A 22,941-nucleotide genomic window follows, 5' to 3' on the forward strand; every position below is an offset into this window, starting at 1 on the left:
GCCCGTGCGATCGACGACTGCTCACCTGCCCCCCGTGTGGAGCCGAGGAGAACACGACGATGACCACAGACCGGGCCCCGACCCCCGGTGTCCCCGCCGCGCCCACGACCGGTGCCCCCGCCGCCTCCGCCGCCTCAGCCGTCTCCGCCGCTTTCGCCGACGCCCTGCGGGAAGCGGCCCGGATCGCCGTGCTCAGCCCCTCGTCCCACAACTGCCAGCCGTGGGCGGTGGCGTGGGCCAGGAGCGAGGGGGCCCGTGCGGCCGCCGCGCGGGTGCTGGACGGGGAGGCCGGGGTGCCCGCGACGTCCGAGGTGCCTCAGGGGGCCGATGGTCCCGGAGGCGGGCGTGGCGACGGGACGTGTCAGTACCTCGTCCTCGGACTCGACCGGAGCCGGGAGCTGCGGTCGCTGCCCGCCCACGCCGTCGAGATGCTGCTCAGCTGCGGCCTGTACTGGCAGCTCCTGCTCCGGGCCCTGGAGGCGCAGGGCTGGTCGGTGGACGCCCTGCGCTTCGCGGACGGCCCGTTGGACCCGGGGGCGGCGCGCGGGGTCGAACTGCCCGGGACCACGTGGCCCCGGTCGTGGACGGGGCTGTGCGTGGCGCGGCTGCGCTGCCGGGCGGGGGCGGGGGTCGGTGTCGAAGCGCGGGGCGCGGTTGGTGCGGAAGCCCGGGGCAGGGCTGGGGCCGGAAAGGATGCCCGGGACGGGGCCGGAGCCGGGACCGATGGCGCGCCCACGACCGGTGCCGGGTCCATGACCGGTGCCGGGCCCACGACCGCTGCCGGGCCCACGATCGGCGCCGGGGCCGGAGGCGAAGTCGGCCCCGGTGCCCGGGACGGCGGCGCGGAGCTGCGTACCCTGCGTGCCGCCGCCCGCGCCCGCCGCACCAACCGTGCCCCCTACCACCCGCAGCCCGTCCGGCCCGCTCTCCTGGACGGGCTGCTCGCCCCCTCGGGGTGCGCGGCGGCACGCGGCGCGGACGTCACCGTGCGGCATCTGACGTCCGGCGCCGACCGCGCGGCGGTCGCCGACCTCGTGGCCGAGCACGGCGGCCGCGACTTCAGTCACCGCGAGGCCTGGCGCGAGACGTACGCGTTCCTGCGGGCCGACCGGGCCGAAGCCGCCGCGCGCGGCGACGGGTTCGCCCTCGACCAGCTGTTCGGGCCGCTGTCGTGGCCGAGCAGGCAGACCCTGCGCGCCGCCCTCGCGCCCGCGACGATGCGGCTGCTCGGCCCCGTCGGCTACGACCGCTTCGTCGGCCGCCGCCTCGCCCACGGCCTCGCCCGGATGATGCGGCTCACGCCCGTCGTGGTCGCCATGAGCTTCGACCGGACGGAGCCGACGCTCGCGGACGCCGTCAAGGGCGGAGCACGACTGGCCGATTACTGGCTGCGCGTGACCACCGCCGGGCTCGCCCTGCACCCCGTGAGTGTCGTACTCCAGCACGAAGACCTGCGGACGGCCTTCCAGTCGAGCCTCCGGATGCCGGGGCGCGCCTTCTTCATCAGCCGCCTCGGCTGGCCCGTCATCGAGTTCCCGTGCTCCCCACGTCGCCCTGCCGACGCACACCTGCGGAGGATCTGACTTTCCCGTCACGCCGTTTCGAGCCATTCTCACGCTTCTTTAAACAATCCTCGACCAGATGCCAGTTGCGCCCACATAATGTTGCAGTGCGGACGGCATATTCCGCACCCGTGAGTCTGCCCGGATACGCCGCGAGCGGGGGCGTGCGGACAGGGAAAGCGGAGATTCGAACAGTAGCCGGATATGTTTACGGGCAGCAGTGACGAGGGGGACCCGAAGGCGCATGTTCGTGTCATTAAAAGGGGGGCGGCGAGATGGGGAACTGCTGCAAGGGGCACCTGCCGGAAGTCACTCGCGGGCCGGGGAGGCCGGCCCGCTCGGGCGTGATGCCGTGACGGGCGAGGGGAGAGGGACGGGAGGGACGGTCCGGTGCGACCGGCGCGGGCACGGCCCGCGGCCGGGCGAGACGCGGTGAGGCGGCGATCCATGAAGATCCGCGTCCTGGTGTGCTGCGACGAGTCGATCATGTCCGCGGCGATGCGCGCGCTGCTCGATCAGCAGCCCGACCTAGAGGTCCTCGGATTCACCACCGGACGTGAATCCGCCGTGGCCGTGGCCGAGTTGACGCCTCACGTCATGATCGTGGTGGCGTCGGCACTCGGCCTGGACGACAGCCGTGAGCTGGCGGAGCTCGCCGCCCTGACGAAGATAGTCCTGATCGCCAAGGCCGAGTCCGCGCACCGTTCCGTCGAGGCCCTGTGTGTCGGCGTCAGAGCGGTCCTCGCCCCGGACTCCTCCGCGGACGACCTAATCCACGTGCTGCGCACGGTGAGCGCGGGTGCCTCCATGGTGATGCCGGCGGCCGCCCGGCGCAGCCTCCAGGGCCTGCCCCGGCAGGGGCGTTCGTGCGGGACCGAGCGCAGGGCCGTCGATCTCACGCCGCGTGAGTCCGAGGTGATCGTGCTGCTCGCCCAGGGGAAGTCCAACGCGGAAGTCGCCGAGAAACTCTCGGTGTCCCTCGCGACCGTTCGGTCTCATGTTCACCATGTGCTTCGAAAGATGGGTGTGAGCACACGCGCCCAGGCAGTGGCCATCGCCTATGAAACCGGTTTGATGGCGGCAATAGGGCGGACCGCTGAATTCCGTGGCCAAGAGGGATGAACGGGCCCTGGCCGGGAATGACGACACTGCCTGATTCCGTATCACAGAATTATCGGGACCGGTATCCGGCCCCCACGCGATCGCCGGTCAACTCGGCCACCACCGTGGCCATCTTCTCGAATTCGGCGACCAGTCCACGGAATGTGTCGGACCGCATATCGCGTTCGAAGTCCGTTCGGTCAGTCACTTCGATGATCTCGAAGTACTCTCCGGGCGCCGAGGCCTCGGCGTCCGTGACGCGCTGCACGGCGAACGCCACCACCCCCGGCAGCCGCGGACACGCCGCGTAGTCCACGTCCCGGACCCAGGACTCGAACCGCTCCGGGTCCACGCCATCGAGCAGCCGGATGCGATGCACGATGACGGTGGTGGCGGGCGCGTCGGCGCCGCCGTCCCGAGCGGTGCCGGATGTGGTGAGCGACATGGTGAAGGACATCCCGTCAGTCGGAGGGGTGCGGTCGGTCGGAGAGCGGTGCCCGTACGGTCAGTGCCTGCCGCAGGCGGTGCTCCTACGGTCAGTGCCTGCCGCCCGCGCGGCGGTTGCCGCCGAGGCCCAGGGCGCGGGCGATGTTGTTCTTCTGGATCTCATTGGTCCCGGAGAAGATGCGCGCGGGCAGCGCGTCCCGCAGCAGCGTCTCGGCGTCGCCGCCGGTGAGTACGCCGAGCGCTCCCCGCAGTTGGACCGCGTCGAGGCCGATCCGGACGGCCGCCTCGCTGACGGCGAGCTTCGCGAGCGCGGGCGCGACCTCGTCCTCGCTGCCGCGCGCGAGGCCCCGTGCCGCCTTGTGGAGCAGCAGCCGCGCCGACTCCAGGGCCAGCGTCATGTCGACGACGCGATGGCTCACCGCCTGGAAGCCGCCGATGGGCACACCGAACTGCTCCCGCTCCTTGACGTACGTGACCGTGGACTCCACCACGCGCCGCATCGCGCCGAGATACGCCGCGAACAGACAGGTGCGCTCCCACTTCATGGAGCCCGCGAACACGCTGGCCCCCGCCCCCTCGGCGCCGAGGACGTGGCTCGCGGGCACCACGCATCCGTCCAGGCGTACATCGGCCGTCGGCGAGCCGCGCAGTCCCACCTTGTCGTACGCGGGCCCGACCGTGAGCCCCGGAGTGTCCGCCTCGACGACGAACGCCGTCAGACCGAAGAAGCCGCCGCCGGGCGCGGTCGCCGCCTGCACCACGAAGACGTCCGCGACGGGCGCGTTCGTCGTGAACGCCTTGGCGCCGTCGAGGACGTAGTGGTCGCCCTCGCGCACCGCGCGCGTCCGCAGCGCGAGCGTGTCCGAACCGGCCTCCGGCTCCGTGATGGCGTGCGCCGCGATCCGCTCGCCCGAGCACAGCGCGGGCAGCCACCGCTGTTTCTGCCGCTCCGTGCCGAACTCCACGACCGGCATCACCGCGGCGAACAGATGCGCCGCGACGGAGAACGCGAACCCGGTGTCCGGCGAGCCGTAGCCGAGCGCCTCCAGGACGGCCGCGGCCGTGACCGGGTCAAGGCCGCTGCCGCCGTACGCCGTCGGTACCACGCTGCCGACGAGGCCCTGCCCGCCCGCGAGCAGCCAGCGCCTCCGGAACTCGGCGGGGTCGAACGGGCCCGGTAAGTCGCCGAGTTCGCGCCGCGCGAAGGCCTCGACCATGCGGCACATCTCCGCGGCGTCGGTGTCGATGTCGGCGCCGATGGCGCCGGCTGTGTCGGCGTCGGCGCCGAAGACGAAGGTCATCGCGGTCCGGACCCTTCCTCGCGGTGCTCCTCTACGAGCACGTGGTAGTTGATGCCGCCGGTGCCGAAGGAGCTGACGGCCGCACGCCGCGGCCTGCCCGGCGGCCGGGTCCACGGCTGAGCCTCGGTCAGGATCTCGGCGGGGATGGCGGCGAGCCCAAGCGCCGGATTGATCGTGCGCAGCAGCGTGTTGGGCGGCAGCGTCCCGGCCCGCAGGGCGAGCAGCGCGCGCAGCAGCCCGGCGCTGCCCGCCGCCGCGAAGGTGTGTCCGAAGAACGACTTCGCCGAGCCGATGCGCAGCGGCTCGGCCCGCGGTCCGCCCGCGTACAGGCGCGCCGCCGCGGCGATCTCGACGCGGTCGCCGACCTTGGTGCCGGTGCCGTGCGCCTCCAGGTAGTCGACCGTGCAGGGCTCGAAGTCGACCTGGGCGAAGGCGCGTTGCATGGCGCGCACCTGGCCCGCCACGTCCGGCGCGATGAGCGACTTGGCGTCGTTGGACGCGCCGACGGCACGGATCACGCCGTGCACGGTGTCGCCGTCGCGTCGCGCGTCGTCGTACCGCTTCAGCAGGAAGAGCCCGCAGCCGTCGCCCGGCGTGAACCCGTCGGCGCCCGCGTCGAACGGCGCGTTCCTGTTGTGCGACAGCAGGCCGAGCGCCGAGCACAGCACCATGTCCCGTACGTTGCAGGCGAGTTCGACGCCGCCCGCGATCGCGTAGTCCGCCGCGCCCGAGCGCAGCGCGCCGACGGCGATGTCGAGCGCGGCGAGCGACGACGCGCAGGCCGCCTCCACGGCGAGGGGTACCGCGGCGAGCCCGTACTCGTTCGCGAGCAGCGCGGCGACGCCGCTGGCCAGGCAGCCGTCGAGGAGCGCGGGCGGCAGGCCGTCGGCGAGCCGGTCGGTGCGCTCCCGCAGCCGCTCCAGGAGCCGTTTGCGACCCAGCGCGGAGAGCCCGGCGAGTGCCGGGAGCCCCGTGATCGTGTCGTCGAGGCCATCCAGGACCAGCCCGGCGTGGGCGCGGCGCTCCCGCGTGAGGCCCAGCGTGCCGCCGACCGCGACCACGCCGCGCCCGCTGAGCACGCGGCGCGGCGCGAACAACTCGGCCGCGACGGCGAGCGCGAGCCGCTGCGCGCCGTCGAGCACCGCGTACCGGGGCGGAAGCACCGCCAGGTCCTCCGGCGGCTCGTCGGGCACCGGCACGTGACCGCCCTGGTCGGTGTACGAGTGGGTGAGGCTGAGCGCGCCGGGGGAGTGGTACAGCTCCCGGTCGAGCACCGCCTCCGGCACGGGCCCGATCCGGGTCCGCCCCGAGGACACGACACGCCAGAACCCGGCGGCGTCCGCGGCCCCGGCGAACCGCCCGCCGAGCCCGACCACCGCGACCGGCACGGCCCGCGTGGCGGCGGCCCAGGCCCGGCGGGTACGTCCCCGGGGGCCCGCGCGGTCCCCGTCCCGGCGCCCGCCCGCCCCCGGGCCGGGGTACTCCTCCAGCACGAGGTGGCTGAACGTCCCGGTGAGGGACGCTCCTTGGACCACGGCGCGGCGCGGCACGTCGTCCCGTACGCCCGTCGGCCAGGGCGCGCCCGGCCCCGGCGCCTGGGCCGCTGTGCCGTCCCACTCCGGCCCGATGGCCGCTGGTTGGTCCGGATAGCGGCCCCGGTACAGGGCCAGGGCGACCTTCGTGAGGGAGGCGAGACCCGCGTTCGCGAAGGCGCGGCCGTCGCCGGTGCCGGGGGTGATGGGGGGTGGGGTGGGGTGGGGTGAGGCGGTTGCGGGTTCAGGTCCGGGTCCGGTGGCGACAGCGGAGTCCACGTACTCGACGTACTGCACCGTGTCCGGGTCGACCCCGGCCGCCCGCAGCGACGCTGCGGCCGCGCGCTGCCGCAGTCCGGCTGAGCGGGAAGGGCGGAAGCAGCCGGGCTGAGGGTCGTGGCGCAGGGTGCAGTCGAGGATCGTGGCGTAGACGCGGTCCTGGTCCCGGACGGCGTCCGAGAGCCGCTTCAGGAGGACGGCGCCGACACCTTCGGTGAGGGGGCGGGTGGGCGGGGGATTGTCGGGGGGCGGGGGAGCTGAGGCGCTCTGCGGTTCGGCGCCGGGGGGTGGGGCTTCGGTGCCGTGGGGCTGTCCTACGCCGGGCGGAAGTCCGGTGCCTGGCGAGAGTCCCTCGCCGGACGTCCCCCCGGCCCCGGCCGACCGCCCCGCACCGGATGGCCACCCCGCACCGGATGCCTGCCCTGCGCCGACTACCTGCCCCCCACCGGCCCGCCCCTTCGCCCCCAACGCCCAAGCCACATAAGGACTCTCGTCCCGCTGCCCCGTCAGCACGAGCACCGCGTCCGAGCCCTCCGCCCGCAGCCGCTCCAGCGCGTGGGCGAGGGCCACGAACGACGTGGCCTCCGCGGACTCCACGGCGAGGGTGCGGCCGCGGAGCTTGAAGGCCGCCGCGATCCGCGCCGGGATCGTGCTCGCCATCTCGCCGACCCGGTCGTGCGGCGACCCGCCGAGCCGCCGTGTGAGCAACCCGCGCAGCTCGTCCCCGGCGCGCGCGGCGCTGTCCGGGTCGGCGCCCGCGGCGACGGCCGCGCGCTCCACCTCGCGGGCGTACCGGGGCAGCTCGACCCGCAGTGCGTTCGCGTGCTGCCGGTCGAGGGCGAAGCACAGGCCGGCGACGACGTCGGTGCGCTCGGCGGGCAGCGGCCGCGCCGGGTGGCCCGCGTCGGTCAGGCACCGGCGGGCCGCCTCCAGCATCAGCAACTGCATCCGGTTCATGGACCTGGCCTGCAGGGGCGGGATGCCGAACCGGGCGACGTCCACCACGACGTCGTCGAGCGTGCCCGGGTCGAGCGTCGCGACGCCCACGATGGCGACGGGCTCCCCGGGCCGGGCGGGGGCGGCCCGGGGCGGTTGCGGATCGGAGGTCGTCACGCGGCTGCTCCTGCGGTCGGCGAACCAGACGTTTTGCCTGGCGGTGAGTTCTTGTTGCGCGCGCGAGGAAACACCTCTCGACGTCGCATTCCGAGAAGTGGGGCGGCTGGTGTGAAACGGGTGTCGAGTCAGTCGCCGCGATTCACGTGGCCGCTGTGGCGGTTGAAAGGGAAAGCGCCGGATCCTGCGACAGGATTTCCGTGTGCCGGCGCTGGAGCACGATTCCCGGCCGCACCCCGAGTTCCTCGTCGAGGCGCCGCCGCGTCACATGGAACAGCTCCAGGGCCTCCGCCTGCCGCCCGGTGCGGTACAGGCCGAGCATCAGCAGTTCGCAGAAGCGCTCGCGCAGCGGGTGCTGCGCCACCAGGCGGCGCAGCTCGGCCACCGCGCGGGCGGCGTCGCCGACCGCGAGCCGGGCCCTGATCAGATCCTCCCGGACCGTCAGGCGCCGCTCGTCGAAGAGCGCGGCCGCGCCCCGGCAGCGCAGCCCGTCGCCCGCGTCGAGCAGCGCGGGCCCCCGCCACAGCTCAAGCGCGGCCTGGAGCAGCTCGATCGCGCGCTCGGGGGCCATGGGCAGTGCCGCCGAGCCGCGCGTGGCCAGGTCGAGGAAGCGGTCGCCGTCGACGCAGCCGGGCGGCACGTCGAGCAGATAGCCGCCGCGCACCGCGCGCAGGACGGTCGCGCCGCGGCGGCACGGATGGTGGCCGTCGAGCACCTTGCGCAGTCGGGTGGCGTGCGCCTGGAGCGCGTTGCGGGTGTTGCCGAGCGGCTGGCCCGCCCACAGCTCGTCGGCGAGGTCCCCGTGCGCGACCGCGCGGCCCGCGTCGAGGGCGAGCGTGGCCAGCATGGCCCGTACCTTGTTGGCCTGGATCCCGTGGGGTATTCCGTCCGCGGCCACGGATAAGGGTCCCAGGATATTGATGTGCATGACGTTCCCCCCGATGGCAGCAAACGGCATCACTGGGCGGCAGAGGGCAGCACTGGCCGCTTGGAGAGAAGAGAGCGCAAGTCCCCCTTTGGCCCCCTCTTGGCCCTGATATTTCGACTCGGCACGAGTTTCGCAGGGGTGATGTCCGGATGCCATCGATCACCTGACGGGTTTCGCCCGCGCGGGTCCCGATCAATTTCCGCATATCCGCCTCCATCATCCGTGGAGACGGGCGCCGCGGCCCTCCACGGATGACTGACGGCCCGCTGCCACGGGTGGCACTGGACAGTCGACTGAACGCGCGTTTAGTCTGCTGTACATGCGTTCAATGCCAGAGGATCGCACCACACGGGCGGTCATCAGAGACGAGGCCCTGCGCCTCTTCGCCGTGCACGGCCCCGACGTGGTGACCGTCCGGCAGATCGCCACCGCGGCCGGCGTCTCGCCGGGTCTCGTGGTGCATCACTTCCGCTCCAAGGACGGCCTGCGCCAGGAGGTCGACCAGTACGTCATCACCGTCTTCGAGGGCATGCTCAGCGAGCTGACCGGCGAGAACGGCCCGGAGCTGCTCGACGAGTCGACCGCCGCGGCGCGTTCCCTCGGCGAGGTCTTCCTGCGCCACCTGCCGGTCGGCTCACCCCTGCCCGGCTATCTGCGCAGGCTCCTGCTGTCCGACACGGAGGCGGGCCGCGGCCTGTTCCGGCGGCTGTACGCGATGAGCAGGGAGACGCTGGACGACCTCGCCGAGTCGGGCGCCGCGGCCAGGGGCGGCGACCCGCAGGTCCGCGCCGCGCTGCTGCTGGTCAACGACCTCTCGGTGTTCCTGCTGCGCGACCAGCTCACCGGGGTGCTCGGCGTCGACCCGCTGTCGGCGGCGGGCCTGGCCCGCTGGGGCCCGGAGCTCCTGAGCATCTACGCGGGCGGGCTGAACGCGACTCCCCAGGCACCGGAAGCAGCAGGAGGCCAGGCATGACCGCACGCCCCGAGCCCGCGCTCACCGCCCGGGACATCCACAAGTCCTACGGCCGACATCAGGTGCTGCGCGGCGTGGACCTCACGGTCGAGCCCGGGCAACTGGTCGCCGTGGTCGGCGAGAACGGCTCCGGCAAGTCGACGCTCCTGAAGTCGATCGCAGGCACCCTGCGCGTCGACAAGGGCGAGGTCGCCCTCAGCGGCGCCCTCGGCTACTGCCCGCAGGACCCCGTCCTCAACACCAACCTCACCGTCGACCAGCACCTGCGCTACTTCGCCGCCGCCCACCGCCTGACCAGCCTGGACCGCGCGGACGAACTGGTGCGCCTGCTCGGCTACGAGAAGTACCGCGACACCGCGGCGGGCGACCTGTCCGGCGGCACCCGCCAGAAGCTCAACCTGACGCTCGCGCTCCTGCACGACCCGGACGTCCTGCTCCTCGACGAGCCGTACCAGGGCTTCGACTGGGAGACGTACCTGCGCTTCTGGGACCTCGTCGACCAACTGCACGAGCGGGACAAGGCCGTCGTCGTCATCACCCACCTCGTCTTCGAGCAGGAGCGCTTCGACGTCCTCGCCGACCTCGTCGACGGGCGGCTCACGCCGCGCGACGCGACCGTGAAGGAGCCCCGCCATGCCGGCGCCTGACACCCTCACGGGCACCCCGCTCCACGCCCAGTTCCCGACCGCGCTGCGGTTCTCCGTACGCGAACAGAGCCGCAACCGCCTCGCCGCGCTGCTCCTTCTCCTGTTCGTGCCGCTCTGGTATCTGCTGATGACGTCCATCGCGGGCGACAAGGGCCTGGACTTCAAGCTGTACGCGACGGGCGAGATGATCGGCGTCAACGGCAAGCACATCACGCTGATCACCGCCGGGCTGAACTCCCTCACGATGATCTCCGGCTTCGTCGTCTTCGACGCCGTCCGCAAGGCCCTGGCCTTCGACAAGCGCCTCGCCTTCGCCGGGTTCGGCCAGTCCACCCTCATCGGCGCCAAGATGCTCGCCATCGGCATCGTCGCGGGCACCATCGCGCTCTACACCGCCCTGGCCCTGCTGCTCTACTGGCGCCCCGGGTTCACCGGCTGGGCGACGATCCTCGCCGGCTTCGTCACCATGACCCTCACCTACGGCTCGCTCGGCCTGCTGCTCGGCGTCCTGGTCAAGAACGACCTGGAGGGCTTCTTCCTCATCATCATGGGCGGCCTCACCGACACGTTCCTGCAGAACCCGCTCGGCAACCCGGCCGCCAACAAGCCGGTCCTGCAGTACTTCCCCTCCTTCGGGCCGATGCAGTTCTCCGTGGGCGGCTCGCTCGGCGACACCGTCCTGTGGCGCTGTCTCGGCCTCGGCCTGATCTGGGCCGCGTCCTTCGCCGTCATCGGCCTGATCGTGTTCCACTTCAGGACCCGGAGCCGCCGCCCCACGGGCTGACGGCCCCGGATCCCGGTCGGAACACGGCGGTTACTGCGCCGGGGCGCCCTGGCCGGGCTGGCCGGTCCTGCTGGGCTGACCCGCTTGACCGGACTGGCCGAGCCGCCGCAGCGACGCCACCAACTGGTCCACCTCGTCCGAGGTGTTGTACAGCGCGAACGAGGCGCGGGCCGCGGACTCCAGGCCGTAGTGCGCGAGCGCGGGCTGCGCGCAGTGGTGGCCCGCGCGGACCGCGATCCCGTCCCGGTCGAGCCAGTCCGCGATCGACCCCGGATCGTGGCCCGCCATCGTGAAGGTCATCACCGCGATCCGCTCGGCCGCCGACCCGATCACCTCCAGGCCCGGCACGGTCGCCATCGCCTGCATCGCGTACGCCATGAGTTCCTGCTCGTACGCCGCCACGGCGCTCTGGTCGAAGCCCCGCAGCCAGTCGATCGCCGCCAACAGGCCGACCACACCCGAGATATGACCGGTCCCGGCCTCCATCATGTGCGGCATCGCCGCGAACGTCGTCCGCTCGAAGCTCACCGACTCGATCATGTTGCCGCCGCCCTGCCACGGCCGCATCTCCGCCATGGCCTCCGGCGTCGCGTACAGGGCGCCGATGCCCGTGGGCGCGAACAGCTTGTGCCCGGAGAAGGCGTAGAAGTCCGCGCCCAACTCCGTGACGTCCACCGGCATGTGGGCCACCGCCTGCGCGCCGTCCACCAGGACCTTCGCGCCGTAGCGATGCGCCAACGCCGTCATCTCGGCCACCGGCGGCACCGTACCGAGCACGTTCGAGGCCTGGCTGACCACGACCATCTGGGTGCGCGCGGACAGCAGGTCGGCGTACGCGGCCTGGTCGATCTCCCCGTCCGGTGTCAGCGGCACGGGGACGACCCGCGCCCGCGTCTCCTCGGCGATCAACTGCCAGGGGACGATGTCCGAGTGGTGCTCGAGGACGGGCACGAGGATGTCGTCCCCCGGGCCGAGATGGGCCCGGCCCCAGCTCTGCGCCACCAGGTTGATCGCCTCGGTGGTGCCCCGCACGAACATGATCGTGTCGGGCGAGGGCGCCCCCAGGAACTGGGCGACCGCGTTGCGCCCCGCCTCGTACAGTTCCGTGGCCTCGCGCGCCATGGTGTGCGCGCCGCGGTGGATGTTGGAGTTGGCCGCGCTGTAGTACGCGCTGACGGCCTCGATCACCTGCCGGGGCTTCTGCGTGGTCGCCCCGTTGTCGAGCCAGACGAGCGGATGCCCGTTGACGGTGCGGTGCAGAATCGGCACGTCCTTGCGGGCGGCCTCGGGTGAGAAGGCGCCGGGGGGTGTCGCGGCGAGGCCGGAGAGGTCGGCCGGGGGTGCGGCGGGCACACTCGTGGTTCCCGTCGGCGTCTCGGCGGGGGCGGTGAGTGCTGGGGCCGTCGCGGGCACTTCCGCGGGGACGGAGGCCGTCGCCCCGGGCACGCCGGTCGTGGGCACCGCCGGGGTCGTCGTCGTGGGCACCGCCCCGGGCGCGGGCGTGGCGGGCACCCCCGGCATCGCGGGCACCGTCGGAGTCGCCGGAATCCCGGCTGCCGAGGTGGCCGTCGGCGACGGCACCTGCTCAGGGGAACGCAACAGCGCCCTGAGATCAGGAGTAGTCATGGTAGTTGTTCACCTCGACGTTCTGGAGCACCGCGATGGCGTCCTCGACGAGCACCGCCGTGTTGAAGTACGCCGTCATCAGGTACGAGCTGATGCCCTTCTGGTCGGTGCCCATGTTCCGCATGGACAGGCCGGGTTCGACCTCGTCGGCGACCTCCGCGGGCCGCAGCCCGACCACGCCCCGGTCGGCCTCGCCCATCCGCATGAGCAGGATCTCCGTGGTGCCGAGGGCCGCGCCCGAACCGTTGCCGCTCACGCCGTTGCTGAACGGCACCTTGTCCGACGGAAGCAGCGGCACCCCGCGCCAGGTCAGCAGCGGGCTGCCGAAGCGGCTGTCCGTCACCGGGGGCACACCCCGCCGCGTACATTCACGGCCGAACGCGGCGATGGCCTTGGGGTGCGCGAGGAAGAAGCTGGGCTGCTTCCACACCTTCGAGAGCAGCTCGTCGAGGTCGTCGGGGGTCGGCGAACCGGTGCGCGTCTGCACCCGCTGGCCCGGCGCCACGCTGTGGAAGAGACCGAACTCCGGGTGGTTGAGCAGCGCCGCCTCCTGCCGCTCGCGCAGCGCCTCGATAGTGAGCAGCGCCTGCTGGCGGGTCTGGTCGACGTCGCCGCTGTAGACGTCGTGGACCCGGGTGTGGACGCGCAGGATCGTCTGCGCGAGCGTCATGTGGTACTCGCGGGGCGCGTCCTCGTAGTCGACGTAGGTGGCCGGCAGGTCGGGCTCGCCCACGTGGCCGGAGGTGAGCTCGACCGGGACCTCGGCGCCGGGCCGGACGCCGTTGCCGGAGACGTACGCGGTCATCGAGGTGCGGACCCGCTCGTCGCGGTCGGCGAGCGCGGCGAGGGCGCTGCGCTCGGCGCACAGGGCGGTACCGGGGGTGAGGGCCTTGACGCGGTACGGCGTCTGCTCCTCGCGGGTCCAGGCGCCGAGGTCGAAGAACTGGCCGTCGCCGATGACCTCGATCAGCTGTTCCTCGCCGTAGCGCCCGGTCACCCGCTTCTCGGCGCGGCCCTGCACGATGATCCACAGCCGCTCGGCGGGGTCGCCCTCCTGGGCGAGGACCTGCCCGGCCTCGAAGCTGACCTCGCTGAAGGCGCCCGCGAGTTCGGTGAGGCAGGACTCCTCGGCGTCCCGAAGATAGGGCAGTTCGCGCAGGTCGCCCGGTATGACGCGGGGGGAACCGCCGTCGTTGTGGGTGCTGATCCGGTCGTCGCCGAGCACGAAGGTCCGGCGCCGGTTCACGCGGTACACACCGGACTTGAGGTCGACCCAGGGCAGGGCGCGCAGCAGATAGCGCGGTGTGGTGCCGCGCATCTGCGGCGCGGTCTTGGTGGCGGTCGCGAGTTGCCGTGCTGAATCCGGAGAGAGCGAAAGGCGATCGTTCACGGTCATGGGAGCCTCCTCGAAGACGGGCAGGGGCCGATCGTCTTCGTGCGGTTCCGTGACCACAAGGCGTATCTTTTCAACTACTTTTCGCAATCGGCCGGAAATGACCGACCAGGGATCCGGGGGCGAGGATTCCGGCGCTGCATGGCGGGGGTGTGGCCCGGGGCCCCGGACCGAGGTGACTGCCCGCCCGTCATATGCGACTGGTTTTGCTCCCCTACGGGCAGTTCGTGGCCCCCCAACGCCCTCTTATGCAAGGGCTTTCCGGCCCGTAAGAGAGGCCGCGCCCGAGATCAGATCCGACCGTCGTCCCGGGCCTTCGACGGAACAGCCGCCGCATCCCGCTGTGCCGATTCCCTCTGGTGGGGGATGAGCGCGGGAAGCTCGCCCTGCCGCACGGTCACGGTGCGCGTCGGGGCGGGGACGGGGATGCCCTCGGCGCGGTAGCGCCGGTGCAGCCGCTTGATGAACTCGTGCTTGATCCGGTACTGATCGCTGAACTCGCCTACGCCCAGGATCACCGTGAAGCCGATCCGGGAGTCCCCGAACGTGTGGAAGCGGATGGCGGCCTCGTGGTCGGGGACGGCCCCGGTGATGTCCGTCATCACCTCGTCGACGACCTCGATGGTGACCTGCTCGACCCGGTCGAGGTCGGCGTCGTAGCCGACGCCCGCCTGCACCATGATCGACAGCTCCTGCTCGGGGCGGCTGTAGTTGGTCATGTTGGTGCCCGCGAGCTTGGCGTTCGGGATGATGACGAGGTTGTTGGAGAGGTTGCGCACCGAGGTGTTGCGCCAGTTGATGTCGACGACATAGCCCTCCTCGCCGCTGGTCAGCTCGATGTAGTCGCCCGGCTGCACGGTCTTCGCGGCGAGGATGTGCACGCCCGCGAACAGGTTCGCGAGGGTGTCCTGGAGGGCGAGCGCGACCGCGAGACCGCCCACGCCGAGGGCGGTGAGCAGCGGCGCGATGGAGACGCCGAGCGTCTGCAGCACCACCAGACAGCCGATGGCGAGCACCACGACCCGGCTGATGTTGACGAATATGGTCGCCGAGCCGGCCACGCCGGAGCGCGACTGGGCGAGCGACTTGACGAGCCCCGCGACGATCCGGGCCGCGGTGACCGTGGCCGCGAGAATGAGCAGCGCCGACAGGACGAGGGTGACGGTACGTCCGGTGCGCGGCGTCAGCGGCAGCGCGGCGGCGGCCGCGGCGAGCCCGCCCGCGATCGCCGCACACGGCACGAGCGCGCGGGCGGCATCGACGATGACGTCGTCCCCGCCCCATCGGGTGCGACTGGCCCGCTCCCCGAGCCAGCGCAGCGTCGTGCGAAGGAGCAGGGCCGCGGCGAGCCCGCAGAACACCGCTATTCCGGCGATCGTCCAGTCGTGCAAGGTGAGGGCTCGGTCCATCAATGGGCTCCCGTGGTCGGCCGGTCAGCTCCCGTGCCCGACGACGCACTCGCCGCCGCGCCCGGTGACACGGCCGCCCATCCTGCCCTACCCGCCGGAGTCCTTCGCACCGGGCCCCACCTGCGATCTTCGTACCCGAACCGGGCCTTCGTCCCCGAAGCCCGTTCGTCGCAGGCCCCGGCCCGTCGCCCCGCGCCCTTGACTCTTCGCGCAGTCCCCTTGCCGGGTTCGCGTAGTCGCTGTCGCTGTCGCTGTCGCGGGGCGCCGCGAGCCCGTCGCCCGGGAGGGAGGCGACCGCACCCTCACCCCACCAGCCGCAGCGCCCCCTCCGCCACCCCCACTCGCACGCTCTGCCCCCAGCCGAGGCCGAGTGCGTCGGTCTCCATGCCGTCGCCGAAGGCCACGAGGTGGTCCGACTCGGCGGTGAGCCACAGGCGTTGGCCGGCGGTCAGTTCGCCGTGGACGAGGGAGGTGCCGGTCGTGGGGGACGGCCAGGCCTCCCGCACGAACCAGAGCAGGCGCGCCTCGCGCGGCTCCGGCGGGCGCGGGCCGCCTCCGGCCTGCCGCCGCAGCGAGCCCAGCCAGCCGGTGGCGCCCGTGCCGGTGCCGACCACCACCCCGGAGGACGCCTGGGCCTCCGCGCCCTCCGGGGCCGCGCCGCAGCTGAGGCGGTAGCGGGCCGTCTGGTGCCCGGCGGCGCCGACGTAGATCTCGTTGAGCGCGCACAGCCGCTGACCGTCGTCGGTCACCGCCTCGACCATGGTGAGTTCGTCGGCCCCGGCCGCCCCCGCCGCCGCGTACGGAAGGAGCTTGGCCGCGTCGGCCGCCCGGTGCCGCACCAGCACCCCGGGGTTGCGCCCCGGCTCGGTGTCGACGCCCACGACGGGCTGGCCCGACAGATACTTGGCGGCGTTGGCCACGAGCCCGTCCTGCCCCACCACGACCACCACGTCCTCCGGCCCGAACAGGAACCGGTCCAGATCGCCCCGCTCCACCCGCGCGGTCCGCCATCTGAGCGGCACCGCGGCCGCCACGTCGGCGAGCGCCCGCTGCGCCCGCCGGTGCCGCCCGGCGACCTCGTCGATGGTCCGGCCGCGCGAGGACAGGAAGAACGCGGCCTGCCCGTGCGTGCCGTGCCGGGCGAGCAACTCCTCGTACTCGGTGGTGCGGTGGACGAGGACGGCACGTGGGGCGAGCGTCATGACCGCCGCCCTCCGCCCGGGCCACCGCCGCCGTGCGCGTCGCGAGCGCCCCGCGTGCCCGGATCGCCCCCGGCACCGATGTCCGCACCGGCGTCCGCCCCGGCCGGGGCACCCGCACCCGCACCCGTGCTCGCCGAGGCGCCCGCACCCGTGCTCGCCGGGGCACCCGCACCCGCACCCGTGCCCGCCGAGGCGCCCGCACCCGCCTCGGCCACCCCGGTGCCCCCGCCGCGCCCCAGCCTCCCCAGCAGCCCCGTCACCACGTCCGGCGTGAGCGTCAGGCTCTCGATGCGCGGGACGTTCTCGGCGAGCCGCGTCGCCGCCAGGGCGTGCAGGGTCGCCGGGGCGGCGCTCGCGTGGGCCGTCAGCCAGGACCGCTGCGCGGCGGCGCGTGCTTCGCCGACGGTCCGGGCCGCCTCGGCCTCGGCCTGGGCGAGCGCCACCGTGCGGGCGGCCTCGGCCTCGGTGCGGACGGCGTCCGCGGCGGCCTTCTCCTCGGCCTCGCGCCGCGCGTTGGTACCGCGCCGCGCCACCAACTCCTCCTCCTGGCGGGCGAGTTCGATGCGGCTTGCCAGCTCGTTCTCGGCGATGGCGCGCTCACGCTCCACGGCCACGGCCCGGCGCTCGAACGTGGCGCTGTCCGCGTCCTGCTGAATGCGTTCGCGGGCCGGGGTGCGCAGCGCGCGCTCCACCTCCGGCTCGGGCCGGATCGCCACCACGCGTACGGCGACGACCTCGATGCCGGTGGCGGGCAGCCGCGGCTCGGAGCCGAGCCCCGAGCGGACCCGGTCCCGTACCGCCGCGACGCCCTCCGCGAGCGCGGCCGCGAGCGGCATCCGGGCGAGGACGTCGAGGGCGTGCTGCTGGGCCGACTCGGTGAGCAGCGTGGACAGTTGCTCCAGGGGGGCCGACCGCCAGACCCCGGTGTCGGGGTCGACGGAGAAGTCCAGGCGGGCGGCGGCCGCCGCCGGGTCGCTGATCCGGTACGTCACCGCGGCCTGGACCGTGACGTCCTGGAAGTCGGCGGTGCGCGCATGGAAGGCGACTGCCAACTCCCGGTCATCGACGGGCACTTCGGACAGCGCGGCGCTCAGCGGCCGGAACCAGAAGCTCAGCCCGGTCCCGTCGTGGGCGAGCTTGCCGTTCCTGTGGTGGCGGATGTGGGCGGTCGGCGCGGACCGCAGATGGCGCAGGCCCGGGCGCCGGGTGATGTCGGCCATGGTGGAACCCCTCCCGTTTTTCGTCACCCCGACGATATTGGTTCGAGATGCTTATCGTCAAGGCGACCAAAAGGGTGGGGTTCCACTCGGCCTCACCGCTTCCGCGCCACCCCCGCGTACAACGGCACCTCCGTCCCGTCCCGCACCTCCGCCACGCCCAGCTCCGGGCGCCAGTCCGGCGGCCACACCAGGCCGGGCTCCAGGAGGTCGAAGCCGTCGAAGAGGCGCAGGACCTCGGCCCGGGAGCGGGGGACCAGCGTGACGCCGCCCGCCTTGTACATCCGCACGGCGCGGTCGGTGCGCTCGGGTATCCAGTCGCCCGCCATCTGTGAGAGCACCAGGTGGCTGCCCGGCGCGAGGGCCTCGACGAGGCGCGCGACGATCTCCGGTGCTCCGTCGTCGTCGCTGACGAAGTGCAGGAGTGCGATCAGGGAGAGGGCGATCGGTTCGTCGAAGTCCAGGACGGACGCGGCGAGTTCCAGGATCCGGTCCGGCTCGCGGACGTCCGCCTGGAGGAAGGTGCTCACACCCGTCGCGGTCCCGGCCATCAGCGGCCCGGCGTGCGCGAGGACGATCGGGTCGTTGTCCACGTACACGACGCGCGCGTCCGGCGCGGCGGACTGCGCGACGCGGTGCAGGTTCGGCTCGGTCGGTATGCCGCTGCCGAGGTCGAGGAACTGGCGTATTCCGGCCGAACCCGCGAGGTGCCGGGTGGCGCGCTGCATGAACCAACGGTTGTGCTGTGCGCAGTACTTGGTGTTCGCGTCCAGCGCGACCAACTGCCGCCCCAGCTCCGCGTCCGCCGCGTAGTGGTCCGTCCCGCCGAGGAACCAGTCGTAGACGCGGGCGGGGTGCGGGGTGCCGGTGTCGAGTGATTCGGCGGCGGGCGGGACTGCGGTCACGGGGCAACTCCTCGGTGGGGGACGGTGGTTCGGGCCGCGCGAGCCCGGCCAGGAGACGGTAGCGGGCACGTGTCCGTGACCGTACGGGAATCGGCTGCGCGCGAGGCCTTCCCGGCGGCCCGGCTTTATGGAACTCTCCTACCAAATCTTGACGGGAGCTCCGCCACGACCCCTCAATGGGGCTGTACTTGGGCTGGCTCACCACATCTTCCGGGGTGCAGAACCGATGCGAAAACGGACGCGCGGCCACGACCTGGCCGCCCTGCGCCGACTCAACACCACCGTCGTCCTGCGCGCCCTGCACCGCCGCAGCCCCCAGACCCTCGCCGAACTCGCCGCGGGCACCGGCCTGTCCCGGCCCACCGTGGACGCTGCCCTGGAGGAGCTCACCGCGCAGGGGTGGGTCACCGAGGCCGACGCGGGGGAGCGGGTGCGGGGGCGCCCGGCGCGGCGGTTCCGGTTCCGGGGCGAGTCCGGGTACGTGCTCGGGGCCGACATCGGGCTGCACAAGATGGTGCTGCTCCTCGCCGACCTCGGCGGCAACGTCCTCGCCGCCGAACGCGCCGACATCGACCCGGAGTTGGGCGGCGGCCCCCGCCTCGCCCTCCTCCAGGACGGCCTCGACGCCTTCCTCGACGCCCACACCGTACGCCGCGACCTGGTCCTCGCCCGCTGCGTCGGCGTGCCCGGCGTGGTGGACGCGAGCGGCCACATCACCTCCGTCGTGGTGCCCGAGTGGTCCGGGGTCGACCTCGGCCGTCTCCTCGCCGACGGCGAGACGGGCCACACGCTCGTCGAGAACGACGTGAACCTCGCCGTGCTCGCCGAGCGCTGGCAGGGCGCCGCGACCCTCGCCGGGGACGTGGTCTGCGTCCTGACCGGCCACCGCGTCGCCTGCAGCCTCACCATCGGCGGGCGGCTGCACCGCGGCGGCCGGGGCGGCGCGGGCGAACTGGGCCTGCTGCCGCTGCTCGGCATGGACAGCGCGCAGGAGGCCCTGGCCTGGAAGGACGGGCTGCGCGACGGCGAGTCCGAGGTGGCCGCGCTCGCCCGCGCGGCCGACGCCGCGGACCCGCGCGCGCTCGACGCCATAGCGGACTTCGCCGACCGCATCACCCCCGGCATCGCCGCCCTCGCCCTCGCCCTCGACCCCGAACTCGTCGTCCTCACCGGCGGCGCCACCCCCCTCGGCGCCCACCTCGTGCCGCTCCTGGAGGAACGGCTGCGGCCCCTGACGCTGCACGTGCCCCGGATCGCGCTGAGCTCCCTCGGCGAGCGCGGCGTCGCCCTCGGCGCGGTGCGCAAGGCGCTCGACCGCGTCGAGGAGGAACTGCTCGCCGACCCGGTCGGCTGACCGCTCCGCCGGTGCCCGCCCGGACGGGGCACCCACGACCCCCACCCCCCCCAACACAAGCGGAGGCGCGTGATGCGCAGGAGGACCCTCCTCTGCTCAGGCCTGGCCGCGGCATCGGCACCGGTGCTCGCCGCCTGCTCGGACGAGGGCGGCAGCGCCGACGGCGGCGGCCGCACCACCGTCTCGTACGGCATGTGGGACCCCGCCCAGGTCCCGGGCATGAAGAAGATCATCGCGGCGTTCGAGAAGGAGCACCCGGACATCTCGGTGCGCATCGAGCTGACCCCCTGGGCGAGCTACTGGACCACCCTCAAGACCTCGATGCGCGGCGGCACCGCCCCCGACGTGTTCTGGATGAACGCCGTCAACTTCCAGCTGTACGCGGCCCACGACGTCCTGGAGCCGCTCTCCGAGCACATCGACAACGACCGGACCCCGGTCGAGAGCCATCCCGAGCAGCTCGTGCGGCTCTACGCGTACGACGGCGTCCAGTACGGCCTGCCGAAGGACTTCGACACCATCGGCCTCTGGTACAACAAGGCGCTCTTCGACAAAGCGGGCATCACGTACCCGGACACCACCTGGACCTGGGACGACCTGCGGGACGCCGCCGCCGAACTCACCAACCCGCGCGAGCGCGTGCACGGCTTCTGCTCCGAGATGCAGCGCCAGATCGTCCTCTACCCGGCCATCCACGCCGCGGGCGGCTACGTCCTGCGCGACGGGCACTCCGGCTTCGGCGACGAGCGTTCCGTCGAGGGGCTGCGGTTCCTCACCGACATGATCGACCGCGGCTGGTCGCCGCCGCAGTCCGCGATGGTGGAGAACATCGGCCGGGTGCGCTTCTGGTCCGAGAAGGTGGCCATGGTGCACGACCTGTCGGCGATGGCCGGGCAGATGTACGCGGTACCCGCCCTCAAGGACCACGCCGGGGTCACCGTGCTGCCCAAGGGCCGCGAGCGCACCACCGTCATCCACGGCCTGGCCAACGTGATCTCCGCCAAGAGCGACAAGAAGGCCGCCGCCTGGAAGTTCGTGCACTTCATGGCGGGCCGCGGGGCCGCCGAGATCCAGGCCGCTTCGGGCGTCACCATCTCCAGCTACGCGGGCACCCAGGACGCCTGGCTGAAGTCGATGCCGGAGTTCGACCTCAAGCACTTCATCGACATGGAGAAGTACGGCGTGCCGTACCCCAGCTCGAAGAACACGGCCGTCTGGGAGAACCTCCAATACCCGCTCCTCGGCGCCGCGTTCAGCGGCAAGGGCGGCATCGAGGACGCCGCCCGCACACTCGGCGAACAGATGGACCGGGCCCTGAAGGAGGAGCGGAGCTGATGAGTCTCTTTCCCGCCACGGCGGCCGCGAAGTCGGCCGGACCCCGGGCCCCGAAGTCCGCGGCGCGGCCCGCCTCGCGCGGCCGGCGGGCCGCGTACGGGTTCATCGCGCCGCTCGGCATCGGCTTCGCCGTCTTCTACTTCTGGCCGATGATCCAGACCTTCTACTTCAGCTTCACCGAGTTCGGCCCCTTCGGGGGCCACACCTGGACCGGCACCGACAACTACGCGCGCGTGCTGCGGGACGTCACCGTCTGGCAGGCCCTCGGCAACACCCTCGTCTACTGCGGCATCGGGCTGATCGCGCTGCCCCTCGCCATCGTCGTGGCCGCGCTCCTCAACCGGCGCGGGCTGCGCGGCGTCGCCGTCTACCGCGCCCTGTACTTCGTGCCGTTCGTGACCCTGCCCGTCGCCGTCGGCCTGGTCTGGAACTGGCTCTACAACGGTGACTTCGGGCTCCTGAACGAGATCCTCGGGTGGTTCGGCGTCGACCGGCACTACTGGGTCTCCGACCCCTCGACGGCCGTGCTCGCCATCGGCGCCGTCATGGTCTGGTCGACCACCGGCTACTACTTGATCATCTTCATGGCGGGCATCAAGGCGATCCCGCAGGACTACTACGAGGCCGCGGAGCTGGACGGGGCCGGGCCGCTGCGCCGCTTCTTCACCATCACGCTGCCGCTGCTCAGCCCCACGCTGTTCTTCGCCTCCGTCATCTGCATGATCCAGTCCCTGCAGACCTTCGACCTGATCTACATCATGATGGGCGAGAAGAACCCCGCGGTCGGCGACACCCAGTCGGTCGTCGGCCTCTTCTACAAGTGGGCGTTCATCGAGAACGCCCAAGGCGCCGCGGCCGCCCTCGCCTTCCTGCTGATGCTGCTCATCGCGGGCCTCACCTATCTGCAGTTCCGGCTCCAGCGGAAGTGGGTGCACTATGGCTGACACCGAGACCACCGGAGCGCGGACCACCGGCGCGCGGGCGACGGCGCCGCGGCCCCGGCGCCGTATCGACACCGGCTCCCTGGCGACCCACGCGGTCCTCTCGCTCGGCGCCGTCGTGATGGTCTTCCCGTTCCTGTGGCAGGCCCTCACCGCGCTCAAGTCGCTCGCCGAGGTCTCCCGGGTCCCGCCCACGTTCCTGCCCGACGACTGGAACTGGTCGAGCTTCGACGAGGTCTTCACCGCGCTGCCGTTCCGCGAGATGCTCACCAACAGCGCCCTCGCCACCGCCGGACGCACGGCGGGCCAGCTCGTGTTCTGCTCGCTGGCCGCCTACGCCTTCGCACGCATGCGATTCCGCGGCCGCGACCTGCTGTTCGGGCTCTTCCTGTCCGTCCTGATGGTGCCGAGCTCGCTGCTCGTGCTGCCGCAGTACGACATCATCCAGCAGTTCGGGCTGCTCAACTCCACGCCCGCGCTGTTCCTGCCCGGCATGTTCAGCGCCTTCGGCACCTTCCTGCTGCGGCAGGCGTTCCTCGCGCTGCCCAAGGAACTGGAGGAGGCCGCGCGCATCGACGGCGCGGGCTCCTTCCGCATCTTCTGGTCGATCATGCTGCCGCTGATCCGGCCCGCGCTCGCCGCGCTCGCCGTCATCACGGCCATGACCGCCTGGAACGACCTGCTGTGGCCCCTCATCGTCAACACCGACCCCGAGACCATGCCGATCAGCGCGGGCCTGACCTCCCTGGAAGGCCAGTACGAGACCAACTACCCGGTGATGATGGCCGGTTCGCTGATCGCGAGCCTGCCGATGCTGCTCGTCTACGTCTTCCTTCAGCGGCACTTCGTGCAGAGCGTCGCCTTCTCCGGCTCCAAGGGCTGACGGCACACC

General features: G+C 72.6%; 18 protein-coding genes and 1 pseudogene. 9 read left to right on the top strand and 10 right to left on the bottom strand.

The window, feature by feature from the left end:
* Positions 1 to 59 precede the first annotated feature (59 nt).
* Positions 60 to 1,583 carry a RedV protein gene (locus ACZ6BG_RS33050; protein ID WP_469008225.1) on the top strand — a complete coding sequence of 508 codons (1,524 nt, stop codon included), beginning with the start codon at positions 60 to 62 and terminating at the stop codon, positions 1,581 to 1,583.
* Between the two features lie 426 nt (positions 1,584 to 2,009).
* Complete coding sequence (locus ACZ6BG_RS33055) at positions 2,010 to 2,684, top strand: response regulator transcription factor (RefSeq protein ID WP_469008229.1); 675 nt, start codon at positions 2,010 to 2,012, stop codon at positions 2,682 to 2,684.
* 49 nt (positions 2,685 to 2,733) lie between these two features.
* On the opposite strand, the gene ACZ6BG_RS33060 is transcribed toward ACZ6BG_RS33055, so the two are convergent.
* From ACZ6BG_RS33060 to ACZ6BG_RS33075, 4 genes are all read right to left on the bottom strand, one after another.
* A complete protein-coding gene (locus ACZ6BG_RS33060; RefSeq protein ID WP_469008232.1) occupies positions 2,734 to 3,120 on the bottom strand; it encodes a RedY protein in 387 nt (128 codons plus the stop codon).
* Positions 3,121 to 3,199: 79 nt separating this feature from the next.
* Positions 3,200 to 4,411 carry an L-prolyl-[peptidyl-carrier protein] dehydrogenase gene (gene redW, locus ACZ6BG_RS33065; protein ID WP_469008235.1) on the bottom strand — a complete coding sequence of 404 codons (1,212 nt, stop codon included), beginning with the start codon at positions 4,409 to 4,411 and terminating at the stop codon, positions 3,200 to 3,202.
* Positions 4,408 to 7,335, bottom strand: coding sequence for a polyketide synthase (locus tag ACZ6BG_RS33070; protein ID WP_469008239.1), 2,928 nt, complete (start codon positions 7,333 to 7,335; stop codon positions 4,408 to 4,410). Before ACZ6BG_RS33070 ends, redW begins: the two co-directional genes overlap by 4 nt.
* A gap of 142 nt (positions 7,336 to 7,477) precedes the next feature.
* On the bottom strand, positions 7,478 to 8,182 hold the full coding sequence (locus tag ACZ6BG_RS33075; protein WP_469008242.1) for an AfsR/SARP family transcriptional regulator: 705 nt from the start codon (positions 8,180 to 8,182) through the stop codon (positions 7,478 to 7,480).
* Positions 8,183 to 8,582: 400 nt separating this feature from the next.
* On the opposite strand from ACZ6BG_RS33075, the gene ACZ6BG_RS33080 reads away from it, so the two are divergent.
* From ACZ6BG_RS33080 to ACZ6BG_RS33090, 3 genes are read left to right on the top strand one after another with little or no spacing between them, the layout of a single operon-like run.
* Positions 8,583 to 9,236, top strand: coding sequence for a TetR/AcrR family transcriptional regulator (locus ACZ6BG_RS33080; protein WP_469008246.1), 654 nt, complete (start codon positions 8,583 to 8,585; stop codon positions 9,234 to 9,236).
* Positions 9,233 to 9,883, top strand: a complete 651-nt coding sequence (locus ACZ6BG_RS33085) for an ABC transporter ATP-binding protein (RefSeq protein ID WP_469008250.1) — start codon at positions 9,233 to 9,235, stop codon at positions 9,881 to 9,883. The genes ACZ6BG_RS33080 and ACZ6BG_RS33085 overlap by 4 nt, the downstream gene beginning before the upstream one ends.
* Positions 9,870 to 10,667, top strand: a complete 798-nt coding sequence (locus ACZ6BG_RS33090) for a hypothetical protein (protein WP_469008255.1) — start codon at positions 9,870 to 9,872, stop codon at positions 10,665 to 10,667. The genes ACZ6BG_RS33085 and ACZ6BG_RS33090 overlap by 14 nt, the downstream gene beginning before the upstream one ends.
* A 30-nt stretch (positions 10,668 to 10,697) precedes the next feature.
* On the opposite strand, the gene ACZ6BG_RS33095 is transcribed toward ACZ6BG_RS33090, so the two are convergent.
* The 6 genes and pseudogenes from ACZ6BG_RS33095 to ACZ6BG_RS33120 all read right to left on the bottom strand — a co-directional run bounded on the left by ACZ6BG_RS33095 (position 10,698) and on the right by ACZ6BG_RS33120 (position 18,419).
* A complete protein-coding gene (locus tag ACZ6BG_RS33095) occupies positions 10,698 to 12,293 on the bottom strand; it encodes a SufS family cysteine desulfurase (RefSeq protein WP_469008257.1) in 1,596 nt (531 codons plus the stop codon).
* On the bottom strand, positions 12,280 to 13,689 hold the full coding sequence (locus ACZ6BG_RS33100) for a family 2B encapsulin nanocompartment shell protein (protein ID WP_469008261.1): 1,410 nt from the start codon (positions 13,687 to 13,689) through the stop codon (positions 12,280 to 12,282). Before ACZ6BG_RS33100 ends, ACZ6BG_RS33095 begins: the two co-directional genes overlap by 14 nt.
* A 287-nt stretch (positions 13,690 to 13,976) precedes the next feature.
* On the bottom strand, positions 13,977 to 15,095 hold the full coding sequence (locus ACZ6BG_RS33105) for a mechanosensitive ion channel family protein (RefSeq protein WP_469008265.1): 1,119 nt from the start codon (positions 15,093 to 15,095) through the stop codon (positions 13,977 to 13,979).
* Positions 15,096 to 15,397: 302 nt separating this feature from the next.
* Positions 15,398 to 16,297: a hypothetical protein gene (locus tag ACZ6BG_RS33110; RefSeq protein WP_469008268.1), complete on the bottom strand. Its 900-nt coding sequence runs from the start codon at positions 16,295 to 16,297 to the stop codon at positions 15,398 to 15,400.
* 191 nt (positions 16,298 to 16,488) lie between these two features.
* Positions 16,489 to 17,517: pseudogene (locus tag ACZ6BG_RS33115) on the bottom strand (SPFH domain-containing protein); the annotation flags it as partial.
* 92 nt (positions 17,518 to 17,609) lie between these two features.
* Positions 17,610 to 18,419: an SAM-dependent methyltransferase gene (locus ACZ6BG_RS33120; protein ID WP_469008271.1), complete on the bottom strand. Its 810-nt coding sequence runs from the start codon at positions 18,417 to 18,419 to the stop codon at positions 17,610 to 17,612.
* A gap of 226 nt (positions 18,420 to 18,645) precedes the next feature.
* Between ACZ6BG_RS33120 and ACZ6BG_RS33125 the strand changes: the two genes are divergently transcribed.
* From ACZ6BG_RS33125 to ACZ6BG_RS33140, 4 genes are all read left to right on the top strand, one after another.
* Positions 18,646 to 19,773, top strand: coding sequence for an ROK family protein (locus tag ACZ6BG_RS33125; protein ID WP_468458617.1), 1,128 nt, complete (start codon positions 18,646 to 18,648; stop codon positions 19,771 to 19,773).
* Positions 19,774 to 19,845: 72 nt separating this feature from the next.
* Positions 19,846 to 21,108, top strand: a complete 1,263-nt coding sequence (locus ACZ6BG_RS33130) for an ABC transporter substrate-binding protein (protein WP_469008276.1) — start codon at positions 19,846 to 19,848, stop codon at positions 21,106 to 21,108.
* On the top strand, positions 21,108 to 22,052 hold the full coding sequence (locus tag ACZ6BG_RS33135; protein ID WP_469008280.1) for a carbohydrate ABC transporter permease: 945 nt from the start codon (positions 21,108 to 21,110) through the stop codon (positions 22,050 to 22,052). Before ACZ6BG_RS33130 ends, ACZ6BG_RS33135 begins: the two co-directional genes overlap by 1 nt.
* The gene (locus ACZ6BG_RS33140) at positions 22,045 to 22,932 is read left to right on the top strand and encodes a carbohydrate ABC transporter permease (protein WP_469008282.1); all 888 of its coding nucleotides are present in this window, start codon (positions 22,045 to 22,047) and stop codon (positions 22,930 to 22,932) included. Before ACZ6BG_RS33135 ends, ACZ6BG_RS33140 begins: the two co-directional genes overlap by 8 nt.
* Positions 22,933 to 22,941: the final 9 nt, after the last annotated feature.

The sequence above is a fragment of the Streptomyces sp. NPDC041205 genome, from assembly GCF_055591765.1.